Here is a 23,813-nt window from a genome sequence, read left to right on the forward strand (position 1 = left end):
CATACCTAAGATCAAACGACATCAGTCAGGGAAGGAGAAACGGGCTATGGAGTTTAAAACAACCAGACGTGCATTTGCTCTCGCAACCGCCGGTCTCGGCATTGCCATGGGCATGGGAGGAACGGCATTCGCTGCGGGCGATGCACCAGTAACGCTCAAATGGGCGCTGTGGGATCTGGATAAGGGCGCTTATTTCAAGCCCTTGATGGAGGCCTACAAGCAGAAACATCCGAATGTGACGTTCGAGGTGGTGGACCTCGGCTCGCAGGACTATACGCAGATGATATCCACGCAGCTCACCGGCGGCTCCAAGGATATCGACGTCGTCACCATCAAGGATGTGCCCGGTTACGCCAATCTGGTGCGCGCCGGCAACATCACGGATCTCAACAGCTTCATCAAGGATCAGAAAATCGAGACGGCTCCCTATGGCGGCCTGATCGAGGAGCTGACCATCGACGGCAAGATTTACGCCCTGCCGTTCCGCTCGGATTTCTGGGTGGTCTATTACAACAAGGATGTTTTCGACAAGGCAGGCGTGCCTTACCCCACCAATGACATGAGCTGGGCGCAGTTTGATGAAATCGCGGGCAAGCTGAAGGGTGGCATGGGCGCCAACCGCATCTATGGCGCGCTGTTGCATACATGGCGTTCGACGGTGCAGCTGCCCGGCATTCAGGATGGCAAGCACACGCTGGTGGATGGCAATTATGAATTCCTGAAACCCTGGTATGAACGGGCGCTCGCCCTGCAGAAGAGCGGCGCGATTCCGTCCTATGCTTCGCTGAAGACATCCAACACCCATTATTCCGCTCTGTTCTTCAACGGAACGATCGGCATGCTGCCCATGGGCACATGGTTCGTCGGAACGCAGATCGCCAAGGTGAAATCCGGCGAGTCGAAAAGCGTCAACTGGGGCATCGTGAAGTTCCCGCACCCGGACGGTGTGGCGGCAGGCGCGACCGCCGCTCAGATCGCCGGATTGTCGGTCAATGCCAATTCCGGTCATAAGGAAGCGGCGCTGGATTTCATCAAGTTCGTCACCGGCCCTGAGGGTGCGGCCATCGTTGCCTCCACCGGCACCTTCCCCGCACTCAGAACCGATGACGTGGCCGAGAAGATCGCAGCGCTGCCGGGCTTCCCGCAGGATCAGGCCAGCAAGGACGCGTTGCAGGCCGGCAAGGCCTATCTGGAAATGGCGGTGAATCCCAATGCGGCCAAGATCGAAGTCGTCCTGAACCGCGTGCATGACGCGCTGATGACCGACAATATCTCCATCGATGACGGCATCAAGGACATGAATGATGGCGTCAAGGCCATCAAATAATTGCCACGGGGCCGCAGGTGAGAGCCCGCGGCCTTCCCCATTGATCATGTTCCGGACATTCGTAACCGTGCCTCACGAGACCGCAGCAGCCAATCCGCTCTTTCACAATCCGCTTCTCAGCAGGGACGATCTCGCAAAGGCGGTGATTGATCTTTTCAACCCGTTGCTAGGCTGTTTTTCACCGGGTGGGGCGCGTGTCCGGCTTGGCGCAACGGGAGCGATTTTCGATTTTCCTGCGGCGGAACTTGAGGGCTTTGCCCGGCCACTATGGGGCATCGTCCCCCTTGCTGCCGGCGGTTATGATTTTCCGCACTGGGACCTCTACCGGCGCGGGCTGGCCAACGGCGCCAACCCGGCTCACCCCGAATATTGGGGTGACACGGCAGACCGGCACCAGAGGCTGGTTGAGTTGGCGGCCATAGGATTTGCGCTTGCCATGGTTCCCGAACACATCTGGGAGCCGCTTGCCGAAACGGACAAAAAGACTGTCGCCGCCTATCTTCTGGCCGCGCGCGAGCGGGAATTCGTCGATAATAACTGGAAATTTTTCCGTGTCCTGATCGATCTCGGGTTGGAGCGAGTGGGTGTTGAATTCGACCGCAGCAAGACCCAAACCTATCTCGACGAGCTTGAGGCTTTCGATATCGGCAACGGCTGGTATCGCGACGGGCCGGTGCGGCGCGTTGACCATTATATTCCCTTCGCCATGCATTTTTACGGCCTGATCTACACGGTGCTGGCGAAAGACGACGAGGCCCGAAAAACACGACTTATCGAACGCTCGCGCATTTTCGCCCGCGACATGCGGCACTGGTTCGGACCGGACGGCGCTTCGCTTGCCTTCGGACGCAGCCAGACCTATCGTTTTGCGGCCGGCGGTTTCTGGGGTGCTCTCGCCTTTGCCGATCTCAATGCGCTGCCATGGCCGGAGACCAAGGGTTATTATATGCGCCATATCCGCTGGTGGTCGAAGCGGCCCATCGCCGATCGCGATGGCGTTCTCTCCGTCGGATATGGCTATCCGAACCTGCTGATGAGCGAGAGTTACAATTCTCCCTGCTCACCCTATTGGGCGCTCAAATTTTTCCTGCCGCTGGCGCTGCCGGCCGACCATCTCTTCTGGATGGCGCCGGAGGCGGAGCCGCAGGAATTCTTCGAACCGATACCATTGCCGGAACCCGGCATGGTGGCCTTTCACACGCCGGGCAATGTCGTCGTCTTATCCTCCGGACAACAACATGACAGGATGCGCGGCGCGCAGGAGAAATATTCGAAATTCGTCTATTCCACCCGCTATGCCTTCAATGTCGAGGCGGATGACCGGCATTTTGCCGCGGCAAGTTTCGACGGCATGCTCGGTCTTTCCGATGATGGCGTGCACTTCCGCACGCGTGAGACGATGGAGGAGGCGTTGATCGCAAAGGACTGCCTTTATTCACGCTGGCGGCCCTGGGCGGATGTCGAGATCGAGACATGGCTCGTTCCGCATAACCCCTGGCATATAAGACTGCACCGCATCCGCACGCCGCGCGCGCTGCAAACATCCGAAGGTGGCTTTGCCATAGAACGCGCCGATTTCAACCGCGACAGAACTGAAGCAGGAGAATGCCGGGCTGTCTGCTACGGATGGAGCGACACGAGCGTCATTGTCGATCTCCCGGCTGGTATTCGTCGCGAAGGTCTCTGCCTTCAAGCCATCGCCAACACCAATCTTATCCACGCCAGAACCCTCGTTCCGCAATTGCGCGGCGCCATTCCGCCCGGCGAAACCCTCCTGGTGACGGCATCCATGGCGCTCCCTGTCGGCAAAGGGGCAGACGCCGCATTGGCTGCCCCTCCCGATATGCCCGATCTCGCAGCGCTGGAAGATATGTTCAGGCGAGAGGGACGGCGTGTTCCAGCCTATGCCCTCGAAGAAAACCGCGCGGGCTGACCATGATGGCGGACGAAGAACCGATTGTTTCTCAAAGGCCGGATCGGCTGAACATCCTGACCTGGGAGCGGAAACAGGAGGATATCGACAGTCCCGACCATCAGGCACGGCTGCATGACCTTGAGCGTTCTGCCAATGCCAGTTTCGGCCAAGACGTTTACATTGCCGCCAAAGCCGAGGTGCATACGGACCGGTTGCAAATGGGGGCGCGGTCCTGGATTGCCGGTTACGCGATTGTGCGTGGTGATATCGAACTCGGGGACAACGTCTCGATCAATCCCTATGCCTGCCTTTCCGGCAAGGTGACGATCGGCAACGGGGTGCGTATCGCTTCTCATGTCAGCATCGTCGGCTTCAATCACGGTTTTGATGACATCGACACCCCCATCTATCGCCAGCCGCTGACGTCGCTTGGCATAGAGATCGGCGACGATGTCTGGATCGGCGCCAATGCCGTGGTGCTGGATGGTGTGAAGATTGGACGCGGAGCGATTATCGCGGCAGGCGCAACCGTATCGAAGGATATTCCAGCCATGGCCATTGCCGGCGGCGTTCCCGCCCGGGTTCTGCGATATCGCGGAGAAAAGGCGGCTACTTCAAACTTCCCGAAAACCGAACGCCTGCTGCGGAGGTTAGGTGAGGAAATTGCCGACGACTGGCTGACAGCCATTCGTTCCTATGAGAAAGAGAGCGCCTATCATTCAGCCGATGCATCCGGGCAAGTCGTTGAAAGTGCCAGGCATCTGTGCGACGCGATCGAGATAGCTGCGGCTTTCGGACAGGAAAGAACCGCCTTCGACGCCGAAAAAACCGTGGCAAGCCTGCTGGCCATGCAGGATGCGCAAACGGGGCTGTTTTTTGCCGCCGACCAACACCACTCGACACCGCCAGAACAGGATCCCTCCATCCTCTACAATATTCTGGCCATCGGGTATGCGCTGGAATGCTTTGGCACCGCTCCGAAACAGCCGATTGTCTTTGTCGAGCACATGCGCGCGGGGGAACTGACCCGCCTGCTGGAAGACCTGCCATGGCAAAGCCGGGCGTGGCATTGCGGCGCCACCATCGACGCCCTCGCGACAGCCCTTTATTTCAACAGGCGCTATTTCACATCGGGCGACAATCTTGCCCTGCTCTTCGGGTGGCTTGCGATGAACGCGGACAGGATAACCGGGCTTTGGGGTCAACCGACCGCCGCGCAAGGCCTGCTGCAACCGGTCAACGGCTTTTACCGTCTCACGCGCGGCACTTACGCCCAGTTCGGTCTGCCTGTTCCACACCCGGAGGCGGCAATCGACTCCGTCATCGCCAATTACCGCGACTATGGCGGCTTTCGTGGCATGGAATTTAACGCCTGCAACCTGCTGGATACGATCCATCCCCTGCTTCTGTGCCTGAAACAGGCGGATCACAGGCGAGAGGAGGCGAAAGAGATCGCTCGCGAAATTTTGAGCCGAAACGAGGGGCGATGGCAAAAGGGGAAGGGATTTGCCTTCGCCGAGGGGCATCCGGCCGGACTGCAGGGCACGGAAATGTGGATGACTGTCCTCTGGCTTGCCGCGAAACTTCTCGGGGCGGAGCAGTTCCTGCCGTTCCAACCCCGCGGTATTCATCGCTTTGAACCTGCGGAAATTATCGGCGGCACGATTGCCCGGCCCAAATCCTCTGCAGGTCAGTGATGACGTCAGCTCTCGCTGCTCAAATCCATGTAGGCCGGCTCAAATACGTGGCCAGCGGGGTCGGCGAAGACCCGGAGATACATAAAGCCCAGATCCTGCGGCTCTCGCACATCCGTTTGACCGCCCGCTTTTGCCGCGGCGACAACCATGGCATCGACCTCTTCGGGGCTCGCGCGCGATCAGCAGGTCGCGGGACCTTCTACGTTTCGGCGGGTATCCTTGGCGCAGGGACCAGTTATTCCGCAGCGATAGTGACGTTTTCAGACCGTGCTTTCACAAGCAAAGCAGCTTCTGCGATTGCCTGATCTACCCGAGCATTTATGGTCGGTGAAAGCTCACCTTCTATAAAATCCCGGCCGGAAGTGTAGATTGCGGTCGGTGTCACGAAGGCTTCGAAAAATGCAAATAGCGGTCTGAGTTGATGCTCCACCATAAGCGAATGGCGGTCTCCGCCGCCTGTCGCCGTCAGGATGATCGGTTTACCTCTGAGGTCAGCGGGGGCGAGAAGATCGATTACATGTTTAAAGAGACCCGTATAGCTTCCCTTGTAGGTTGGCGAGCCGATCACAAGAGCTTCGGCCTCTATGATCGTCTGAACCACCCGCCGCCCGTTCCCGTCCAGATCGGCTACGGAACGTGCAGAGCTCAATGACGCGCCTATATCCTCAATGTCGAAAACCTGGTGCCGCAGGCCCAATTGTCCGGCCAGCGTTTCGCTGACGCTTTCGACAAAGCGTTTCGTGCTTGATGGGCGCGAGGTGTTGCCGGAGAAACCGACGATCAAATTGTTGCTCATTGAAGGTTCTTTCGAGTGATCTTGAGGAAAGGCGGATTGCGCATCCGTGCCTTAAGCCGTCTTCAGGATTGACAGGCCGGTCGGATGTGCCGATCGCTCATTCTCGCCCGTTTTCCAGCGATCAAAGGCGGCGCGTCCCAGAATGGCGACGGAGGTGTCCTCCTGGGGAGCATGGACGAGAACCGACTGGATATCACGGAAATGCCGTTCCAGACCCAGATCGGCATTGAGGCCGGGATTGCCGATGCCGCGGACAGCCAGTTGCACCGCTTCCCGGATTTGCCTGCCGGCGAGAAGCCGGGCCCTTATCAGGTGTTCGGCGTCACCGATATGGCCTGCGAGCGCGCCGAAGATGATCTGCCGGGCGCCCGAGACCAAAAGGTCGATCTCGCCCGAAAGCGTGACAAAACGTTCTGTCCGCGCAATGGGGTGGCCCAGATTGGCGGGCACGCGTTCATGGGCGAAGCGAATGAACGCCTCCTGAGCCGCTTCGGCCGCGCCCAGATAGATTGCAGTCAGCGCAAGCGTCATTGCCGCATGGCCGCGATTATCCTGCTGTGCAACAGACGGATCAACGAGTTCCAGCGCATTTTCTGCCGGGATTTCAACCTCGGTATATTCGACGTCGTGCGAACCGGTTGCCCGCATTCCGAGGCTTTTCCAGTTTTCTATAATCTTGATGCCGGGCAGGCCGTTGGGTACGACGAAGGTGCCGACCCGAGCCTGAACCTCGTCGGTATGCGCCCAGACGAGGAAGTGCGTGAGGCCATGTGCACCTGTCACGAAACGCTTGCGGCCCGTGATCGACCAGCCATTTGCAGTCCGGTGCGCACGTGTGGCCGGCAATCCGCCGCGGGCCGGCGAGCCCAGCTCGGGTTCCACACGGGCGGCATTCAGCAACAGCGGCTGATGTTTGGCCGTGGAAAGAAGCTCCCTGTAAAGCCCGTCGGGCCAGTGGTCCTTCGTTGCCTCTCCGAGATGCGTGAAGATCGTCATCGCGCTGATGAGCGCCACAGAGGGATCACCGCGTCCAAGCGCTGCCAGAATATGGGCTGCGGTGCTCAAGGTTCCTCCCGGGCCGCCGTAACGCGTGGCTACGGTACTCTCAAGAAGCCCCGCCTGATGAACGGCGCGAATGCCGGTCCAGGGAAACTGGCCGGTCTGATCCGCATCCGGTGCGGCTTCGGAAAGGATGCGCACGGCAGCGTCAAGTGCGGCGGGATCATAGGACATGCGGATAACGGCTTTCTGGAGGTCGAGAGGCGGGATCATCCGTTCCGGGCGTGGATGATCCCAGTCCTGTAAGAAGAGATGGATAGGTCCGACGGCATCGCCGGATTGACACGATCAGGCGGCTGCCTTCTTCTTTGCCTCTTCGCGTTCGCGAATGCCCTCTCGGACGAGGGGCAGGATGTATCGTCCATAGTCGACGGCATCATTATAATTGTCGTATCCACGGATCGAAATCAGATCGGCGCCGAGATCAATATAGTCGAGAATGGAATCGGCGATTGTGCGGGGCGATCCGACCAAAGCGGTTGTCGCACCGCTTGCATTGGTCGCGGTGACCGTTGGGTACCACAGCGCCCGGTCGTGAACGTCGCCACGTTTGGCGATATCGAGCAGGCGTTGGGATCCGATATTGGCAGGTGGTGTTGCCTTGACCGGCGCGCGGGAAAGACCCTTCTGGCGGTTCTCGTTCAGACGGTCGAGAACCCTGTGCGCTTTCTCCCAGGCCAATTCGTCTGTTTCCGCCACGATTGGCCGGAAGGTAACCCAGATGCGCGGTCGATCGGTTCGGCCTGCTTTTGCGGCTTCGGCATAGATACGGTCGATCTGCTGCTTGGTTTCAGCCAGAGGTTCGCCCCAGAGGCCGAAAATATCGCACAGCGAGCCGCCAATACGATAGGCGGCATCCGACGAACCGCCGAGCGAAATCGGGATCAGACCGTTGGTGGGGCGTACTGCGCTGCGGAATTGCTTGAACTGGTAATATTTCCCGTCGAAATCGAAGGGTTCGGTCGATGTCCAGGCAAGGCGGAGAATACGGATATATTCTTCCTGACGTTCGTAACGCTCTTCCTTGTTGAGGAAATCCCCCTCGCGAGCCTGCTCCTCGTCGCTTCCGCCCGCGATGAAGTGGACAACGACGCGACCGCCGCTCAATTGGTCAAGCGTGGCGAGGGATTTGGCGGCAACCGTCGGATAAACGGTGTTGGGTCGGAGCGCGACGATGATCTTGATATTCTTCGTATGGGCGAGCACCGTAGCGCCCAAAGTGAAGGGATCGAACGAGGAGGAGGAATAGGGAACGAGCGTGTAGTTGAACCCGTAGTCGTCCAGTGCACGCGCATAACGTTCCAGAAAGAGCGGATCGACCGGAGCATCCGGGATGGGGTCTAGATCATTGGACGCATTGGGAAAGCTGACGCTGATGAATTCCGCAGCCATGGGAGCTCCTTGGTGTTTCTGAGTGTCGGGTAAAAGCTAAAGCCGATGTGGCAAATGAGGAAGACAGGTCTTTCTATTTCTATGGAATATGTAGAAAATATTGCCTGACTATGCTGATGATCTAGAACCCCGGATCGCCGGCCGTTCCGGCCCCCTCATGATCCCCCGTGGGTCTCCACCCCAGAGACGGAGCGACCGTCGTCGCAAGATCGGCGAGCAATCTTATGTTTTCGGACAATCCGAAAGCGGGAGGCAGAAACAGGACGAGTTCATCGGCTGCTGCCAGTCCGGGGTCGCTCAGCACCGCCTCTATGACTGCATCCGGTGTGCCCTGGAAGACCGGAGAAATCTGTGCTCCGACGGGCGGGCCGGCGGGAGCCAGTGCTCCCTTTGGGCGCGAGGCGGCAATCCCGGCCGTGCGACGCTCAAGATCGTAAGCCGCGTATTTCTCCCGTAGTTCCGGGGTGGTGCCGACCAGAATGGAAGCGGCAACGGCGACTGGCGGCGGCGTCGTCTTCCAGATGCGCAGCCAGTGGGTGCGATAGGCATCGATGATCCGCGCTTGATATTGACCGAAAGTCTCGCCTTCGGCCTGATCGTGAAGGACGGTCCCGGAAATCAGGCCGATCCCAAGTTCGGCGGCCTGGATCGCTGAATCGATGCTGGCAGAACCCTGTCGGATACGGCTGCGCAGGGTCGGGCTATGCGGGGTAACCCGCAACTCGGCTCCCGGAGGTGCACCTGTGTCCCGCTCTGTGACAGTGTGCAGAACATCGCCGGCAATGGCCGCGAGGAAGCGCGACTGGCGACGCTTTGCCTCCGTGCGGGCATCGGTGTCCACGGTGCCGAACACGGCATCGAATGCACCATTGGCCCCAGTCGAAATCGCAAGCTCAAGGCGACCATCGATCAAAAGGTCGGTTGTTCCCGCCGCCTCGGCCAGGAGGATAGGGTCCTGATACCGCATCGGGATGACGGCAGAGCCAAGTGTGATGTGCCGCGTAAGCTGACCGACTGCCGCAAAGAAGGGTAAAGGAGAAGACAGATAGTGGTCGAAGTGACGCTGATAGGCCCAGCCCGACTGATAACCCAGCCTTTCCGCCTGCCTGAACAGTTCGATGCCCTGTCGCAGCCCCTTTGCCGGACCGTCATCGTCGTTGAACGACACCCGCGTATTGAAGCCAAGCCGCTGTTTCGGTCGAAACAACAGCGGAAGATCGCTGGAAGGTGCTGCAACATTCATGCGAGTTGCTCCTTCCTCAGGGCGCGCTGGATAGCGGGAACGCGACCCGTCGCAGCAATGCCCGACGGGATGGAGTTCAGCAGCGACGCGGTATATTCGTGTCTCGGATTGCCGAAAATCTCCGTGACGGCTCCATGTTCGACAATGCGTCCCCGCTGCATCACCGAAACGCTGTGCGCAAGTTGCCGGACGAGAGCGAGATCATGCGAAACAAAGACATAGGTCAGGCCGAGCTTCGCCTGTAGCGACAGCAGAACCTCGACGATATCTGCCTGAACGCTGACATCCAGAGCGGAAGTGGGTTCGTCAAGCACGATCACATCCGGTTTGAGAACCAGCGAACGGGCGATTGCCACACGCTGGCGCTGCCCGCCGGACAGGGCCGATGGCTTGCGCTCCAAGAGGTGTTCACTCAAGCCGACATTCGCGAGAGCTTCGTGTACCCGCTCGGATCGCTCTTTCGGCGTCCCGATCCTGAACCGGTCGAGTGGTTCGCGAACAAGCTGCCCCACCTTCCACGTCGGGTCGAGGGACGTAAACGGGTTCTGGTAAACCAGTTGAAGATGCCGCCAGACGGACCGCAGCGAAGCGCGGCTTTTGCTCGTGACGGTCTCGTCGGCAACCGTGATCGTGCCGCTTTCCGGCTCTTCGAGCCCCAGCAGCAGGCGGATCGCCGTCGTCTTGCCGGATCCGGATTCGCCGACGAGAGCATGGGTCGTGCCTGCCGGAACCGTAAACGAAATATCGTCCACCGCGGTCAGGATTTTGCCATCCACGGTGAAGCGCTTGGTGACGCCGCTCACCGCGATCTTTGGCGCCCTGTCGCCATCGAGGAGGCTGAAGCCTGGATCACGGAATTTGGCATAGCGATTCGGGTTGAGCGCGGGCACGTCGCCATGAAGCTTTTTGGCATAGGACGAGGAAGGGGAGGAAAAAACGGCGGCTGTTCTTCCTGCTTCCTGCACGACGCCGTTCTTCAGCACGACGAGATTGTTTGCCCTCTCTGCCGCTATTGCCAGATCGTGGGTAATGAGAAGCAGGCTGATATTCAGTTCATCCCGAAGGCGGGAGAGGAGATCGAGGATACGTTTCTGGATCGTCACGTCGAGTGCCGAGGTAGGTTCGTCTGCCACCAGCAATGCAGGGCGTGGCAATATTGCCAGAGCGATCAGCACGCGCTGCAACATTCCTCCGGACAGTTGATGTGGATAGGAATCGTAGACTCGTTGCGGATTGTCGAGACCCACTTTGGCGAATGTTTCCAGAATAAGTGCCTTGCGGATCGAAGGATTGACCTCTTCCGTCAGCGCTGCGGCTTCCAGTGCCTGGGAGCCGATTGTTCTGACAGGATTGAGAGAATTGCCCGGATCCTGCGGCACGAAGCCGATTTCACGACCGCGAAACGGCCTGAAACGCCGTTCCGGCAAGGCGAGAATATCCTGTCTGTCGAAAACGACCTGACCGGTGGCGTTCGCGCCGGTGGGCAGAAGCCTCAGCACGGCTCTTGCGATTGTCGATTTTCCAGAACCGGATTCCCCGATGAGGGCAAGGCTTTCGCCGCGCCCGATTTCGAAGCCGACATTATGGACGACCTCCTGCCGTCCGTAGGAAACGGCAAGATTTTCGACCTTGAGGAGCGGCGTCGCATGTTGGGGAGACGCTGCCACGATCTCGGGAAGGATTGGCGCTGTTTTCAGTGCGATTTGCGAAGCCATCGGCTGATCCTGTTGACAGAGAGGACGGTCACGATCGTAACGAACGCGGGCGCATAAACGAGCCAGGGCCATTTGAGATAGTCCTTGCCAATTGAAATCAGCAGGCCCCAGTCGGAGGAAGGCGGAGGGTCGCCGTAGCCAAGAAAGGCGAGGCTGGCGATCACCAGGATGGACTCGCCGAATTGCAGCACGGCAAGTGGCAGCATCGAACGCGATGCGTTTGGAAGGACATGTCTCAGCACGATGTAGCCGCGTGAGCCACCTGCGAGAAACGACGCCTCCACGAAGGTTGCCTGACGGGTCTTGATGACCTCGGAGCGCGCGACGCGGGCGAAAAAGGCAATGGCTGATATGCCTGTCGCGATCGCTGCATTGATCGTTTCGAAGCCGATGGCCGTGACGATGATGACCGCGAGCAAGAACTTCGGGATGGACAGCAGCACGTCGACAAAACGCGCAAAGACGATATCCACCCAGCCGCCGAAAAATCCGGCAAGCAGACCTATCAGGCCACCGATGAAGACGCCGATGACGACAGCGACCAAAGCGCTCGATACGGATGAGGCTGTGCCATAAACGACCCTTGTATAGAGATCGCGCCCCAGATGATCCGTGCCAAACCAGTGCGCAAAACTCGGCGCTAGAAGCTTGTCGGCCGGGACGCCGTTGATCGGGCTCTGGCTGGTGAACAGTTGCGGCGCAATGGACCAGGCGACGACGATTGCGATGACGAGGAGGGAAAGGGCAACCGTTGCAGTTATGTTGAGAGCTCTCAGTCTCTCGAAAGGATTGCTGCCGGAAACCGGGCTGGTGATGAGGCTCATGGTTTGCTCCCCGTTTCAAGGCCGAGCGATGTGTCATCGATGGTGGTCAGGCGGCGCTTTCGGCCGACGACAATTTTCACCCGCGGATCGAGCAGCGGATAAAGAAGATCGGCGATGAGATTGACGACGACGAATACGACAGCTCCCAGCGAGACGATGGCCTGCAGGACGGGCAAGTCCTGGGTGCTGACGGAGCGCTGTACGAGACTGCCGATACCGGTGCGGCCGAACACTGTTTCCGTGATCAGCGAGTTGCCCAGAAGTTCGCCCACGGTCAGCGCGATAACGGTCACGACCGGTAGCGAAGCGGGCTTGAGCAGATGTGTCGTGAAAAGCCGTCTTGGTCCGATGCCACGGCTGCGGGCGACCGCGGCGTAATCCTGCTCCGCTTCATGATCGAGATTGGCGATCAGGACTTCCGCGATCTGTGCGGAGAAGGGTATGCCGATGGTGATCGCCGCAAACAGCGTCGCCCAGAAACTGTCGGGCTCGATGACGCGGAACAGTCGGAGCTGAAAACCGAAGAGGTGGATCAGAAACAGGCCGATGACGAAATTGGGTGTCGACAGGAATAGCGACGGGAAGGCCCGCAGCAGCCCCTGCCCATACCGTTTCGGCACGACCTGTGTGCCATAGGCAACGGCGAAGGCCAGGATCAACGCGACCGCAAGCCCGGCGGAGGCCAGAACCAGCGTCGATGGCAGCACCTCGGCGATCAGGGTTGCGACGGGTCGATTGGAGCGCATCGAGACGCCGAGATCGCCCGTCAGGAATGCCGAGAGGGAGTGCCAGAGCTGCACGATGATCGGCCTGTCCAGCCCCTGCGCGGCGATGATTTCGGCGATCTCCTGCTCGGTGAAACCGTTCTGCGGGTTGCGCAGAACGCTGGTGATCGGGTCGCCAGGCAGGACGCTGACGACCACGAAGGTGAAGACATAGGCCAGAAGGATGACGACGATCGCCTGGCCGAGCCGCTTTGCGGCGTAGGTAAGGTAGGCATTGCTCATGCCGTCACCTCCTTGACATTACTCGGTGGGTGCTGGCGTCATTCGGCAATGAACGCTGTGTAATAGCTGGCGTAAGCGACGCCGTTATAGACCTCGCCTCTCAGCTTCGGCGACTGCACGTAAATGCGCTGAACGATTTGCGTGCGCGGTATGAAGTAGCCCTGTTCCAGCAGATATTTTTGCAGGCCGTCCAGCAGAGGCTTCCGTTCTTCGACGGAACCTGCGCCAGCGATTTTGTCGCGCAAGTCGTTCAGCTTGGCGTCGCGATCATCCAGCGCAAACCAGTTTTCGCCGTTATTGGCGTTGGTCAGGATGCTGGCGACCGTGCCGGCGTCGATGAAGCTGCGTGTGACTTCATATGTGGGAACTGCGGCGCCGCCGAATTTGACCTTCTCGCCGTAGGTCACGACATCATAAGTCCTGATATTGACCTTCCATCCGAGCTTGCCAAGCTGCTGGGCAATCAGCTCGTCGACGGATTTCGAAGTTGCCAGGTAAGGATTGGAATGGATCGTCAATTCCAGCGGCTTGCCGTCTTTTACCCGAATTCCGTCTGCGCCCTTGACCCATCCGGCTTCGTCCAGAAGCTTCTCTGACTTGTCCGGGTGGTAGGCGAGGAGATCGCTGTGGTCCGTCGCACCCGGGACGTTGCTCTGGATGAACGACGTCGCAAGCTTCCAGTCCTGCGTATAGACGGTGTCGATGATTTCCTGGCGATTGATGCCCGCCTGGAGCGCCTGACGCACCTTCACGTCATCATAGGGTTGAAGCTTGGTGTTGACCGCCCAGCCGTTGACGAAGCCGAGATAACGCGGGGTCGCGACGGTGAAACCTTCATCCTTGAGCGATTTCAGTTCCTGGGGCGAGGCGTTGTAGGCGACGTCCGCCTGACCGGACTGAACGGAAGCGACGCGGAGGGATGGTTCCGTCACCAGCTTGTAGGTGATGGTGTCGAGATAGGCGGGGCCGGTGTGGCCGACAGCCGCCGGGCCCCAGTTGTAGTCCTTACGCTTGACGAGGGTTACATGGTCGCCTTCCTTCCAGGACTCAACGACATAGGGACCGCTTCCAGACGTCTTGCCAAGGTCTGCCTGCTCGCTGGCCGGCTGGGCAAGGGTCTTGGGCGAGATCAGGATCGATCCGTGATATCCAAGTGTCGGGATAAAGCCGAGCGTCGGCTTCTTGAAGTAGACCTTCACGGTAGTGGCATCGACCGCTTCTGCGCGATCATAGGTCTTGGGGAAGAGGCCGATCGGGTTAATTCCCTCGTTCTTGCGGCCGGCATACCAGATGTTGAGATTGGCAACGACGGCCTTCGCATCCAGCGGTTCGCCGTCGGAGAAGGTCACACCGCTTTTCAGATGGAGGGTGAATTCAGTCGCGGTATCGTTCTGCTCCCACTTCTCGGCAATCCATGGGCTGACCTTACCTTCCGCATCGACATAGAGCAGCTTGTCCGCAACGTGACCCCAGATGTGACCCTGGAAACTGGAGATGGCGCTGTTGTTGGGGATCCACGTATCGCCCAGTGAATCGATCAGAAATGTGATGTCACCGCCATCGCGTGGCGTGTCGGCCGCCACTGCGGTCAGAGGCGCCGCTGTTGATAAAAACAGCGAGGCGGAGACTGCCAGAGAGGCCGTAAAAAGCAGCCGGCGGCGCGAAAGGGAGAATGAGAAAGAACGTTTTGTCATGGTATGATCCTGAAAAATTCAAAGTTTTTTCGTTGCAATTTCGGCATTCCTTCCGAACGGACATGCTGCTGCCGTCGGCAAAAAGCACGTCAAACCGTTGCCGCACCGGCCTTTCAGCCGAGCGGAAGAATGCTTGATTTCCTTGAGTGACCGGGTTGGGCGTCGCGAGGGTTAGCGAGCGGCTCCTGGCAGCTCGCCTGGCTGAGGAGCGCGCCCGCTTCTACATATTTCAGTCATGTCGCGGCCCCTTCGTTGCGGTGTTTATCTTGCCCATAAAGTAGCAGCCGGGCGCGAGGGAGAAAGACTGGTTATTCTTTTTCTATGGATTTAGTGAATTATTTTATCGCCATTTTGCCGGCAGTTTGGATTGGTGTTTCAGACGCAGTTAAATTGCTGTCCCGCTCTGGTGATCGGTGATGGCCCAGTGCCGAAGATGCTGGGTCACGCGGCACAAAGGTCATGGCTTCGAAAACCCTGACCGGCGGCAAATCGCCGGTGAAAAGCTCAATCTCCACCTTGGCGATCTGGCCGGTCGAACCTTGCGCCAGTTTCGAAGTGCCGATGTCGCGGGTCAGGATATTGGGGTTGCCATGGATGCAGATGGCATTGTCCGCAGCGGGATCAATTGGCTCGAACCATGCGCCGGTGGCAAGCTGCATCACGCCCGGCATGACGTCTTCGCTGAGAATGGCACCAGCGAGGCAGCTGCCGTGCGCATTAAAAAGCCTGACGACGTCGCCCTGGGATATTCCACGGGCCGCAGCGTCGGCGGGGTGGATACGAACAGGTTCCCGATCCTTGATCTTGGTCGAACGGCTGAAGTCACCAAAATCCAGCTGGCTGTGCAGACGTTGATACGGCTGATTGCAGACGAGATAAAGGGGATGGAGGCGTGCATCATCCGACATCTCCGCTCTTGGCGGATACCAGCGCGGATGGCCTTTGCAGTCCTCATAACCGAAGCCCTCGACAGTTTCAGAAAAGACCTCGATCTTTCCTGAGGGGGTCGGCAGTGGTTTAGTCTCGGGGTCCTGAAGGAAAGTACGCGCCGGGCCACCTTCATCGGGTTTAACCGGAAGATGCAGCTCCCCCCGTTCCCAGAAGCTTTCAAAGTCGGGCGCGTCGTGGCCGCCCGCTGCAAGCGCCTGACGGGTCGTCTCGTACAGGAAGGCGAGCCATTCTCTGCTGCTGCGGTTTTCGGTAAAGGCGTCGAATCTGCCAAGTTCCTGCGCAATCCCGGCGAATATCTCATAATCATCGCGCGCCTCACCAATGGGAGCGATCAGGCGCTTCATGGCGATCATCAGGGGATCGCGATCGGCTGCGCCGATGTCGTCACGCTCAAGGGTGGTCGTGGCGGGCAGCACGATATCGGCATGTCGCGCGGTCGAGGTCCATGCCGATTCGTGGACGATGATCGTTTCGGGACGCCGGAAAGCGGTCCGCAACCGGTTGATATCCTGATGGTGGTGAAACGGATTGCCACCCGCCCAATAGACAAGTCGTATATCGGGATAGCGAAGCGCGTCCCCGTTGTAATGAAACTCGGCACCGGGATTGAGCAGCATATCGGCGATGCGCGCGCAGGGAATATAGTCCGGCACGGGATTTTTGAACTGCTGCAGCGTTGGCAGGGGAACAGCGAGAAGGCTCTTGCCGATATTGCCCAGCGCGCCGAGGGAATAGGAAAATCCGCCGCCATCCAGTCCGATCTGGCCGAGCATGGCGGCAAGGACAATGCCCATCCACACCGGCTGTTCGCCATAATCGGCGCGCTGGAGTGAGTGGCTGACCGTGATCAGGGTTCTGGAGCTGGCCATCTTCCGCGCCAGCTTTCGGATCGCCTCCGGGGCGATGTTGCAGATTGCAGCCGCCCATTCCGGGCTTTTATGCTGACTGTCCTCCTTGCCAAGAAGATAAGTCTCGAACCTGTCATATCCAACCGTGTAACGCTTCAGAAACCCCCGGTCGTGCAGTCCTTCGGTGACAAGAACATGGGCAAGTCCCAGCATCATCGCCACGTCCGTGCCGGGAGTTATGGAAAGCCATTCGGCATTCAGATCACCCGGAAAATCGTCTGCCAGCGGGCTGATGAATGTGAAATGTGCACCACGGGCTTTGGCGCCGCCCAGTTTCTGTCGCACGGTATGGGTGCTGATCCCTCCACCGTGGACATCGGCATTCTTGATCGGCATCCCACCGAAGGCAAGCACCAGCTCGGTGCTGCGCTCGATCGCATCCCAGGTCACGCTTTTGCGGTCGAAGCTGTCATATGGTCCAAGCACATGGGGAATTATGACCATGGCCGCGCCGGAACTGTAAGTATTGACGGACCGGACATATCCGCCAAGGACATTCAAAAAGCGGTGTATCTGGCTTTGTGCGTGATGAAACCGGCCGGCACTTGACCAGCCATAGGAGCCGCCGAATACCGCGCTCGGGCCATGAATGTCATAGACCCGCCCAAGCTCATCCGCGACCAGCTTCGTCGCTTCGGCCCAACTGACCTCGACGTAGTCATCAGCGCCGCGTCGCTGTGCATGGTCCGTTTCACGCTCTAGCCAGCCACGCCGGATGGCAGGCCGGCGGACGCGAGCCGGGCTATGGGCAACTGCGGGAAGATTGCCCAGAAGCGGTGACGGGTGCGGGTCACCGGGGTGCGGCTCTATCTCCAGTCGCCCATTTGTAAACCGACCGGAGAACGCGCCCCAGTGAGAACTGTGAGTCTTGAAGGAATTCATCGCATGGCCTCACGGTCAGGATTGCAGAATGGCAATTCTATTTCGGCAGGATTTTTCCCGGATTCATGATGCCGGCGGGATCGACCGCATGTTTGATGAGCGCCATCAGATCAACCGCGTCGCCATGTTCTTCACGCAGATAAGCGATCTTGCCGGTGCCCACGCCATGTTCGCCGGTTGAAGTGCCGCCGACTGAGAGGGCATGTTGTACCATCTTTTTGTTGATGGCTGCTACTTCGCCGAGTTCTTCCGCATTACCGGGATCCACCGCGAAGACGACGTGATAATTGCCGTCGCCGACATGGCCGAGGATAGCCGCCGGGACGCTGCAATCCTTCAAAAGCTCGCGGGTCTTCAATATGCAGTTGCTGAGCTGCGAGACCGGAACACAGACATCCGATGACCATCCTTTGGCGTTTGGCCTCTGGGATACGACGGCATAAAAAGCGTTGTGTCGGGCTTTCCACAGGCGATTACGGTCTTCGGGCGCATTCGCCCACTCGAAATCCTTGCCGCCATGGTCCTCCACGATGGCGGATACCATGTCGACCTGCTCCTGAACACCGGCGGGCGAGCCATGAAACTCAAAAGCCAATGTGTCCTCGATCTTCAGGTCCAGCCCGGAATAGGCGTTGACGGCCCTGATCAAGCCACGGTCCATAAGCTCCATGCGGGCGACCGGGATGCCCAGCTGCACGACCTGAATGGCTGCCGCCACCGCCTGTTCGACGCTCTCGAAAGAGCAGAGTGCTGCCGAGATGGTTTCCGGTATTCCATAGAGGCGAAGCGTTACTTCGGTGATGATCCCGAGAGTGCCTTCCGAGCCTACAAATAACCGTGTCAGGTCATATCCGGCGGAAGATTTTCTGGCGCGACCGCCGGTCCTGATGATCTGGCCGGTCGGCAGTACCACGGTCAACCCGAGCACGTTTTCCCGCATCGTTCCATAGCGGACGGCATTGGTGCCGGAAGCGCGGGTTGCAGCCATGCCGCCAATGGAGGCGTTTGCGCCGGGATCGATGGGAAAGAACAATCCCATGTCTCGCAGGTGGGTATTCAGTTGCTCCCGCGTTACGCCAGCCTCAACCGTGCAATCCAGGTCTTCACTGCTGATACGGGCTATCTTCGACATGCGCGAAAGGTCGATCGAAACCCCGCCATTGACAGCCGTCAAATGGCCCTCAAGCGAAGTGCCGGCGCCGAATGCGATGACGGGCACGCCCTCGGCCGCGCATAGCCGCACGATCTCGGATACTTCAGACGTGGTTTCAGCGAAGGCGACCGCGTCGGGAAACGCAGCTGCATGATGCGCTTCGCCGCGCCCATGCTGCTCGCGCAGTGCAAGCGCCGTCGAAAGACGCTCCCCGAGGAGGTCCCGGAGGGATTGGATGAGAGGAGCGGACAGATCAGGCATAAGAGATTCCATGGGAGCCTTGCGGCAGAAAACTACGACAGGCTTATTAAGGACGAAGCGCCGCGGCAGGACCGCGAAACCGTCGCCCGCCATCTGGCGACGATATCAGGCGGCGAGCTTTTCATCCCTGAGATGACGCTCAAGGAACGGAAGGCTGTCCTGTCCCCAGTAGAGTTCATCCTGATAGCGATAGGTCGGCACGCCGAACACACCGGCTGTTCTGGCGGCTTCGAAGCTGGCCTTCTGCAACGCCGCGACCGCATCGCTTTGGCCATGTTCATCGAGTGCCGCAGCATCAAAGCCTGTGGCAGTCGCAATCGCCCGCCGGACATCCGCATTGCCGATGTCTTTACCGCCAACCCAGAAAGCCTCCTGAAGCGCAATTGCCAGCGTGAGCCAGTCCTCACCCGCCTCGATCGCTGCCGCAACCATCAGGCCGGCCGGTGAGGGATCGGAGAGGGCTGCGCGATTGTCGAAATTGAGCACTTTTCCACGCAAGGCCGCCCAGCGCTTCAGATCTCTGATCCAGTAGGCCCGTCTGGCCTCCGGCCGGTTTCGCGAATAAATGCCACCGTTTTCTTCGATCAGCGGAATGACATGCGGGCGGATCGTGGCACCCTGTTCTTTCGCCAGCGCAGCAAACGGTTCAAGACCGATAAAGGCCCAGGGAGAACCAATGCTGAAAAAATAATCGATCGTCTTTGTCATTGTGTGCTGCTTTCAGTTGGATTGATTGGTGGACGCGGCCGTTTCGAAGACGGAGAGAGCGCAGTCACGCGCAATCAGGACAGCTTTAGGATCCCGCCCGACGGCGACGGTTGCCAGTGCCCCTTCGTAGAGAAGTGAAAGATGGGCGGCGGCGATCTGCGCAGTGCTACCGGCTTTTGCCAGGACAGCCGCAAACACGTCTCTGACCTTGGCCTTATGGGTACGTGCAACGGATACCACACGCTCGGACTCGCCATGTTCCGCAACCGCAAGAGCGAAGGCACAGCCGCGAAAATCCGGGCTGTCGGCCTTTTCGTGGAGTTGATCGAAGATCAGTCGGATCTGCTCTTTCGGAGCCATATCCGCATCCAGCACTTTCTGAAGCGAATAGATGACCCGCTCGTGCCGCGCCTCCAGATAGGCCGCAACGAGGTGATCTTTGGACGGAAAATGTCGATAGAGCGTCGCCTTCGCAACATTCGCTTCTTCGATGATCCGATCTATGCCGACAGCCCGGATGCCTTCGCGATAGAAGAGCGTGCCGGCGGCGGTAAGGATATGGTCTGATATGGCTTCTCTCATTGTATCGCTTCACACTGTCGTTTCATAAATTGCACCGCTACGGATTGTCGTCATAAAGGAGCGACAGCACTGGGATGTGCCGCACTATCCGGAGCGACGATGAGAGAAGTGATCGCATCGAGCGGCAGCGGCTTTGAAAACCCGCCCTGATACGCCAGTTTTCCAGCAAGTGTTTGAACGGCTTCGTTATAAGGCGTCGGAATACCGTGAAGCCGGCCCAGCAAAACGATCTCCCCGTTGAGGAAATCCACCTCGCTCGAAGCTCCGCGTTTGAAGCTCTGCCATGTTGATTGCTGGCCCGGTTGAATGCCGCTGTTCGGCGCAACGCGCCAGTTCGAGATATCGACGGTTCGCTCGGAGGGCGAGGCAAGAGTGTAACCCGCTGCCTCCAGCACATGGCGGGCCTCATCCACCAGAGCCGCGCTGATCCTGTCGTTCAGATCGGCTGGACCGTCGAAAAGTTCCAGGACGTTGCGAACGTTGTGAAGAAGCTTTGCTGCTTTCCAGCGGCGGATATCGTCGCTCGCCTCGGCCAGATATCCGGCCCTGTTCAGGTCTGCCGTGATCTGCGTGGTCACGTCGTCCTGTCCGCGCGGAAAACGTCCCACTGTCACGATGCCCAGCTGCGGCTCGCCGCCAACCACCACCTTGCCGGTTTCCGTGAACCGGGCCGGGGTCAGGATGCTTGCACTATAGACCCTCGCAAATGTTCTCAGCGCATTTGCTTCGGTCGCCAGTCCATTTTGAAAGGTCACGATAGGAAGGTTTGCCGCTGCCGGTGTCGTCGCGTTCGAGACGCTCTGCCAGGACCAGAAGGCAAGCGCACTGACGGCATCCTGAGCTTTCACCGTCACCAGGAGGATATCATCCAGCGTCAATTCCGGAAGGTCCGCCAGGTCGAAAACCCTAAGATCGATCTGGCGAGTCTCCGTGGGGCGCTGAAAGGTAAGGCCATGTTGCCTGATATGGCTGATCTGCGCACCCCGTCCGAAAAGCGCATAATCAATGCCGGAAAGTGCGAACTGTGCTGCAAGGCTCGCGCCCACCGCACCGGCGCCGATAATAACGTAACGTGGCATCTGTCGTGTCTCGTCTTTTTCACGCCCTGGATTTTCCGGAGGGCTTCGGCTGTTCATTGGTTCGGCGGTCTGTGCTGGCGACAATTGGCGACGGTGGTAGACGCGTGTCAAAAGCATTCTGGAACGGATCGTAAAGCCTGCGAGCGGTGGAAAGGAAGACCGGTCATTCTATATCTACTAATTTTGTAGAAAATCAGTTCCCGAAATCAGCGATTTCGGGAGAGATCGCGCCGCCAGCCGGTCTTCGTGTTAAGACCGCAAGGCCTTCGATGCTCCGACGCAGACAACGATCTCAGCTGCTGTCAGTATCATTGATCCATGCGAATTCGCATGCTTCCGACAGCGTTCTTATCCGTGTCAGGTAAGCGAAATCATAGTGACCGCGCAGTGCCGACAGCGATAACGGGGCCGGTTGCCTGGCCGGTCGGCGAGCCTCCAAAGGGTTCCACGCTGATTGCGAAGGTCGTGCCTTCGGTTATGTTGCCGCGCATGTCGGCGGGAATGATGAGGTCGCCGTTCGTGCCGGGCTGGAAAACGCCAAGCGAGCGGGTCTTGCCGCCATCCATGACGAGCCACAATTCCAATGATTTTTCGTCCGTCTTGCCGGTTGCGACGGGCACGATGTGCATCCGGCCCGATTCTGCATCGTAGGATGCGAGAAGATTGACCTGGCTGTCGGTTGTCGCAAGTTCGGCCACCAACGGCTTGGCGCCCTGCTGTTGTTCGGGAAACGCAGCATAGACGACGGCAGCGACGGCGGTTGCGCTGGTGGCCACCGATATCCAGCGCCAGAAAGACGCGGAGTTCCACAGGCTGCCATTTGTATTGACCGCCCTGCTGCCGAAAAGGCGCTCTTCGATGCGGGCGAGGACAGTCGCACTCGGTGCCTGTTCCTGATAATCGGTGTTGAAGTCGGAAAACTCCGCTTCCCAGCGCTGCACCAGTTGTGCAAAGACCTTGTCGTCCCGGATGCGCTGTTCCACCTCACGGCGCTTTTCAAGCGGCAGAACGCCCAGCACATATTCGCCGGCGAGGATTTCATCGCGCGAGTGCATTCCGCCGCTCTGGTCGCCCGTTGTCATCGCTGCATGCACTCTCTGAGTTTGAGAAGACTGCGCCGCAGCCAGGTTCTGACCGTGTTCAGCGGCACGCGCAATTCATCGGCGAGTTCAAGATAGCTCAAACCCTCGACATAGGCACGGCGTACTGCCTGTGCATGCACAGTCTCAAGTTCCCGCATGCAGTCATCGATCCTGCGGCCTTCATCTGCCAAAACGACCTGCTGCTCGGGATCACGAAGGCTCTCGTCGGCGAGATCATAAGCTTCGTCAATGTCGTCGCCTGCGGGTTTACGCGCACGGATGGTGTCTATTGCGTGGTTGCGGGCGATGGTGGCAAGCCATGTCGCCGGTTTGCCGGCACTTACGGCAAATGTGCGGGCGCGCTGCCAGACTTTGATATAGATTTCCTGCAACGCCTCTTCGGCTTCCGTTCTGTCCCGCAGTATTTTCAGGCAGATCGCAAAAAGCTTCGGGCTTGTTGCCTGGTAAAGCGAGACGAATGCTGAACGATCACCCATGCCGACGCGGTTGATAAGCGTTGCGATCTCTGTGCCCTGCATTCGAACCTTCCTTGCTGTCCTTCCTTTATAGGGTCGTCTTTCGGGGGAAGACAAGAGATGCTTGGGGCGTTCGCTGCAGACACTCCCTTTGGGCGTCGGGCGCAAGCCGCAGGTTATGACAATTGTCATGACAGGCCCGCCGAGTTTTCAAGTGGGCCGATGAGGCGTACCGTGACGAGATAACCGATGATGGCCGCTGCCGCGGAGACGAAGGTTCCCCACAGAAGATCGGCAATAGTGAGGGTAGTGGACCAGCTTTTCAGCGTGGCCTGATTGGTCAGGTCATAGGTGGCATAGGCCATGAAGCCCACCGCGGCGCCATAGAGCAAAGCTGTGGTCCATTCGCCCGAAATCAGAGCCGGGCGCACGGCGAGAAAAGTGAGGCCGGCGGCGTAGATGAGATAAAAGACGATTGCTGGAGCAAGACGGAAATTTTCCGCCAGAAGATCGCCGATGGCCGGCCGATAAAGACGCGACGCCATGGTGCTCAGCCAGATGAAATCGATCACCAGAAATGCGATAAGGGTGAAGAAATAAGCGACAAGATAGGTCTTCATCGGTGTTGTCCTTTATGAGGCCTTGAGAAGGCGGCGAGCGCTAGTCGATCCGGGTCCAGCTTATGCCCTTGCACAGGAGGCCGGCGACGATGCAGCCTTTCGTGGTCATGTTATTGCCCGCGACCGTCACTGTTATCTTGTAGGATTTGTCCCGCTGCGGGTCGAAGGCAGTGCCGGAATAGCTGCCCGCCTCGCTCTGCGTGATGTCCATGATCAGGCGGTCGCCGGTCTTCTCTTTCGGGGTGCCGGGTTTGATCCATGTGTTCGTGGCACATATTTTCTCGCCACAGGGCGCGATCAGCACTTTCGCCTTGCCGTCGCCGCGCACCCAGTTGCCGTCGATCTCGGCTGCTTCCGCACTGAAGCCAACCAGCATTGGGAAGACGCCGTATACAATTGCCAATCTCCTGATTTTCATCGTCTTTCTCCGCTTGTTCGCCCC

General features: G+C 58.8%; 21 protein-coding genes. 3 read left to right on the forward strand and 18 right to left on the reverse strand.

Annotation, left to right across the window (positions count from 1 at the left end; genetic code table 11):
- Positions 1–46 precede the first annotated feature (46 nt).
- From CFBP5499_RS22590 to CFBP5499_RS22600, 3 genes are read left to right on the forward strand one after another with little or no spacing between them, the layout of a single operon-like run.
- Positions 47–1,327 carry an ABC transporter substrate-binding protein gene (locus CFBP5499_RS22590; RefSeq protein ID WP_080828102.1) on the forward strand — a complete coding sequence of 427 codons (1,281 nt, stop codon included), beginning with the start codon at positions 47–49 and terminating at the stop codon, positions 1,325–1,327.
- A gap of 46 nt (positions 1,328–1,373) precedes the next feature.
- A complete protein-coding gene (locus tag CFBP5499_RS22595; RefSeq protein WP_236773239.1) occupies positions 1,374–3,260 on the forward strand; it encodes a DUF2264 domain-containing protein in 1,887 nt (628 codons plus the stop codon).
- Positions 3,261–3,265: 5 nt separating this feature from the next.
- Positions 3,266–4,939 carry an acyltransferase gene (locus CFBP5499_RS22600; protein ID WP_130932577.1) on the forward strand — a complete coding sequence of 558 codons (1,674 nt, stop codon included), beginning with the start codon at positions 3,266–3,268 and terminating at the stop codon, positions 4,937–4,939.
- A 5-nt stretch (positions 4,940–4,944) separates the two neighbouring features.
- On the opposite strand, the gene CFBP5499_RS22605 is transcribed toward CFBP5499_RS22600, so the two are convergent.
- From CFBP5499_RS22605 to CFBP5499_RS22695, 18 genes are all read right to left on the reverse strand, one after another.
- Positions 4,945–5,088: a hypothetical protein gene (locus CFBP5499_RS22605; protein WP_233284230.1), complete on the reverse strand. Its 144-nt coding sequence runs from the start codon at positions 5,086–5,088 to the stop codon at positions 4,945–4,947.
- A gap of 86 nt (positions 5,089–5,174) precedes the next feature.
- A complete protein-coding gene (locus CFBP5499_RS22610; RefSeq protein ID WP_080828100.1) occupies positions 5,175–5,735 on the reverse strand; it encodes an NAD(P)H-dependent oxidoreductase in 561 nt (186 codons plus the stop codon).
- A gap of 51 nt (positions 5,736–5,786) precedes the next feature.
- Positions 5,787–6,968 (reverse strand): acyl-CoA dehydrogenase family protein, encoded by a 1,182-nt coding sequence (locus CFBP5499_RS22615; protein WP_080830122.1) that lies wholly within the window; start codon positions 6,966–6,968, stop codon positions 5,787–5,789.
- A 114-nt stretch (positions 6,969–7,082) separates the two neighbouring features.
- Positions 7,083–8,186 carry an LLM class flavin-dependent oxidoreductase gene (locus CFBP5499_RS22620; protein WP_080828099.1) on the reverse strand — a complete coding sequence of 368 codons (1,104 nt, stop codon included), beginning with the start codon at positions 8,184–8,186 and terminating at the stop codon, positions 7,083–7,085.
- Between the two features lie 121 nt (positions 8,187–8,307).
- Positions 8,308–9,429 carry an LLM class flavin-dependent oxidoreductase gene (locus CFBP5499_RS22625; protein WP_080828097.1) on the reverse strand — a complete coding sequence of 374 codons (1,122 nt, stop codon included), beginning with the start codon at positions 9,427–9,429 and terminating at the stop codon, positions 8,308–8,310.
- On the reverse strand, positions 9,426–11,144 hold the full coding sequence (locus tag CFBP5499_RS22630) for a dipeptide ABC transporter ATP-binding protein (protein WP_080828094.1): 1,719 nt from the start codon (positions 11,142–11,144) through the stop codon (positions 9,426–9,428). Before CFBP5499_RS22630 ends, CFBP5499_RS22625 begins: the two co-directional genes overlap by 4 nt.
- On the reverse strand, positions 11,123–11,968 hold the full coding sequence (locus CFBP5499_RS22635; RefSeq protein WP_080828092.1) for an ABC transporter permease: 846 nt from the start codon (positions 11,966–11,968) through the stop codon (positions 11,123–11,125). The genes CFBP5499_RS22630 and CFBP5499_RS22635 overlap by 22 nt, the downstream gene beginning before the upstream one ends.
- Entirely contained in the window at positions 11,965–12,975 is a 1,011-nt protein-coding gene (locus tag CFBP5499_RS22640) for an ABC transporter permease (RefSeq protein ID WP_080828089.1), read from the reverse strand. The genes CFBP5499_RS22635 and CFBP5499_RS22640 overlap by 4 nt, the downstream gene beginning before the upstream one ends.
- 38 nt (positions 12,976–13,013) lie before the next feature.
- On the reverse strand, positions 13,014–14,669 hold the full coding sequence (locus tag CFBP5499_RS22645) for an ABC transporter substrate-binding protein (RefSeq protein WP_080828087.1): 1,656 nt from the start codon (positions 14,667–14,669) through the stop codon (positions 13,014–13,016).
- Between the two features lie 335 nt (positions 14,670–15,004).
- Complete coding sequence (locus CFBP5499_RS22655) at positions 15,005–17,410, reverse strand: molybdopterin guanine dinucleotide-containing S/N-oxide reductase (protein WP_080828085.1); 2,406 nt, start codon at positions 17,408–17,410, stop codon at positions 15,005–15,007.
- A gap of 37 nt (positions 17,411–17,447) precedes the next feature.
- Positions 17,448–18,824: an FAD-binding oxidoreductase gene (locus CFBP5499_RS22660; RefSeq protein ID WP_080830121.1), complete on the reverse strand. Its 1,377-nt coding sequence runs from the start codon at positions 18,822–18,824 to the stop codon at positions 17,448–17,450.
- 105 nt (positions 18,825–18,929) lie between these two features.
- Positions 18,930–19,532, reverse strand: coding sequence for a 2-hydroxychromene-2-carboxylate isomerase (locus CFBP5499_RS22665; RefSeq protein WP_080828083.1), 603 nt, complete (start codon positions 19,530–19,532; stop codon positions 18,930–18,932).
- A gap of 12 nt (positions 19,533–19,544) precedes the next feature.
- Positions 19,545–20,114, reverse strand: coding sequence for a TetR/AcrR family transcriptional regulator (locus CFBP5499_RS22670; protein WP_080828081.1), 570 nt, complete (start codon positions 20,112–20,114; stop codon positions 19,545–19,547).
- A gap of 50 nt (positions 20,115–20,164) precedes the next feature.
- Positions 20,165–21,193, reverse strand: coding sequence for a ketopantoate reductase family protein (locus CFBP5499_RS22675; RefSeq protein ID WP_080828078.1), 1,029 nt, complete (start codon positions 21,191–21,193; stop codon positions 20,165–20,167).
- Positions 21,194–21,564: 371 nt separating this feature from the next.
- A complete protein-coding gene (locus CFBP5499_RS22680; RefSeq protein ID WP_080828076.1) occupies positions 21,565–22,275 on the reverse strand; it encodes an anti-sigma factor in 711 nt (236 codons plus the stop codon).
- The gene (locus tag CFBP5499_RS22685; protein WP_080828074.1) at positions 22,272–22,814 is read right to left on the reverse strand and encodes a sigma-70 family RNA polymerase sigma factor; all 543 of its coding nucleotides are present in this window, start codon (positions 22,812–22,814) and stop codon (positions 22,272–22,274) included. The genes CFBP5499_RS22680 and CFBP5499_RS22685 overlap by 4 nt, the downstream gene beginning before the upstream one ends.
- A 125-nt stretch (positions 22,815–22,939) precedes the next feature.
- Complete coding sequence (locus CFBP5499_RS22690) at positions 22,940–23,371, reverse strand: DUF2177 family protein (RefSeq protein WP_080828073.1); 432 nt, start codon at positions 23,369–23,371, stop codon at positions 22,940–22,942.
- Positions 23,372–23,411: 40 nt separating this feature from the next.
- Entirely contained in the window at positions 23,412–23,789 is a 378-nt protein-coding gene (locus tag CFBP5499_RS22695; RefSeq protein WP_080828071.1) for a DUF2147 domain-containing protein, read from the reverse strand.
- Positions 23,790–23,813 lie beyond the last annotated feature (24 nt).

It is taken from the genome of Agrobacterium tumefaciens (assembly GCF_005221325.1).
In the GTDB taxonomy this organism is placed as follows: Bacteria; Pseudomonadota; Alphaproteobacteria; order Rhizobiales; family Rhizobiaceae; genus Agrobacterium.